Origin of the sequence: Chamaesiphon sp. VAR_48_metabat_403 (genome assembly GCF_031422475.1) — a bacterium.
Taxonomy (GTDB): Bacteria; Cyanobacteriota; Cyanobacteriia; order Cyanobacteriales; family Chamaesiphonaceae; genus Chamaesiphon.
In genome coordinates, this window is the sequence record NZ_JANPLS010000482.1 from 1 (window position 1) to 2081 (window position 2081).

Sequence of the window (2081 nt, forward strand, 5' to 3'; positions counted from 1 at the left end):
CGTAAGCAATGATCTAAAAGACACGCCTTTGAGAATTTATCAGGCGGTACAAACGATCGCAGATATTGAGGATCGATCGTTGAATGCAGTGGTTGCAGATATTGAGAAAGTTAAAGCATCACAATAGAGTAGTAAGTTTTAGGATCTATGCTGGCTATCGATCGATAAATATCACATCTTCAGCCGCAGGATTCCAACCACCTGGTATTGTTGCGAGACGATGCATCGATTTTCACCCTGACAGATAGCATCTCATTGTAACGAACTTGGACTTGACATCGAATCATCATTCTATTGAATAAGTCTAAAGTCAGGCAAACTACTATTCTTAGGGATTATAGTAAAGTCATGCATACTGCTCTCTAAATATTCTGCTGACTTAATGCCGTTTACCAACTTCACCAACCCCTACCAAAATCCAGCCAACGTTCCAGAGAACTATCGGAAACAGTTTAATCTGTCTAAGTTATTTAAGACCGATGGAACCTATGTGCGTCCCGCAGAAGATCCGGTGACATTATGGGCGATCTCTCTTCTATCTGAAGAATACGGTGTGCCACTGAATGCTTTGGAATTGGAACTCTCTGCGGATTTTTCGCAGGGAACGCATCAGGGTGGACGACGGTATCAGGGATGTGCAGATTTGATTGTCTACGACGATCGCTATATTGGAGCTGGTGGTGGTTTAGATGTTGCCTTCATTATGATCGAGGCGATGGAGCCGAGCAAAAAATTTGAAGGGACAGAGGCAGAAGGCTGGATCGAACATTTGAATCGTCTCAATGCTTATATGAGTGCGTCACCTTCTGCTCGATATGCTGTTCTCACCAGTGGCACAAATACCAAAATCTATCGCCGCGATCTGGATTATCCCCGCGCTCTTCAGGAAATTGGCGATCTGCCAAAGTACGAAAGTGCCAGATTGGCAGCCGAGCATAGTCCGTTTAAAGTAATTTTGAATCCGAGCGAGCCGGATGGCATTCAAACTGGACTCCAACCTTTGACTCGTGATAAATTTCGAGAAGTATTGGGCGATACTCGATCGGGTTGTCACTCGATCCTGCGAGATAATGAAGGCTTACAACCCCAGGAAGCTGTGGATGCAATGGTTAAGTTTCTGTTCGCCAAGTGGTATGACGAGCAAGCAACGATCGATCTAGTCAAAAAGACGGGAGAGATGCGTTCCTATGTGTTCAGTTACAAACAGGGTGAAACTGACCCAGAACGTTTGATGGTGCAGGTGCGAGATACATTTGAGAAGGCGAAGCAGTGGGAGCGGGACACGTTAACCGACAAGTTTGGGGATAACCTGGGAATTCGGTTGGCATTTACAGAATCCGATGCGTTGGAATTTAAACCCCATACAACGCAGATGATTGTCGAACGTTTGCAACCTTGGAGTTTGCGTAAGTCTACAGCAGATGTAAAAGGGGGCGTATTTGAAGATTTCTTGGGCAAGACATTTCGGGACGATTTAGGGCAATATTTTACGCCTACTCCAGTAATTAACCTGATGGTGGGAATTTTGCAGCCAACTGTAAATGATTTTGTCGGCGATCCTGCCTGTGGTTCGGCGCGGATGTTGACTCATGTATTAGACTATGTGCGTAAGCAGGAATTGAAAAAGGTAGAAACAGCAGGAATTGATGTAACTAACTCAGATGAGCCAACTCAAGAGTTTCTAGAATTCCGCGAGAATCGGTTATTTGGAGCGGAAATCTCTCGAAATGTGATGCATGTGGCGAGGGTGAATTGTCTGATGAATGGAGCGCAGTATGCAGATTTAAAGGCGATGGATGCGCTGCAACCATTAGCGAGTATTACTGGTGGCATTATGGAGGGGTTGCCGGATCGACCAGGTTTTTATCCAGGTGGGTTGACGATGATTTTGACGAATCCACCTTTTGGATCGAAGGTGACGAGTGAGGGGATTTTGAAGGATTTAGCGTCGAGAGATGGAGTTACCAAGAAGCCAGCTCGTGGCCGAGGCGTTCTTCGACCACGACCATCAGCCGCTCGTGGTGCACCGGGTTGGCGTAGTTCAGGCGCATCGCGCGCAGCTCGGCCATGCGGCCGGGGCT

General features: G+C 46.6%; 1 protein-coding gene. It reads left to right on the plus strand.

Going from position 1 to position 2081, the window contains the following annotated elements; translation table 11 throughout:
* Window positions 1-382: 382 nt before the first annotated feature.
* A partial coding sequence (locus RMO79_RS22915; protein ID WP_310485578.1) for an N-6 DNA methylase occupies window positions 383-2081 on the plus strand: 1699 nt, incomplete at its 3' end.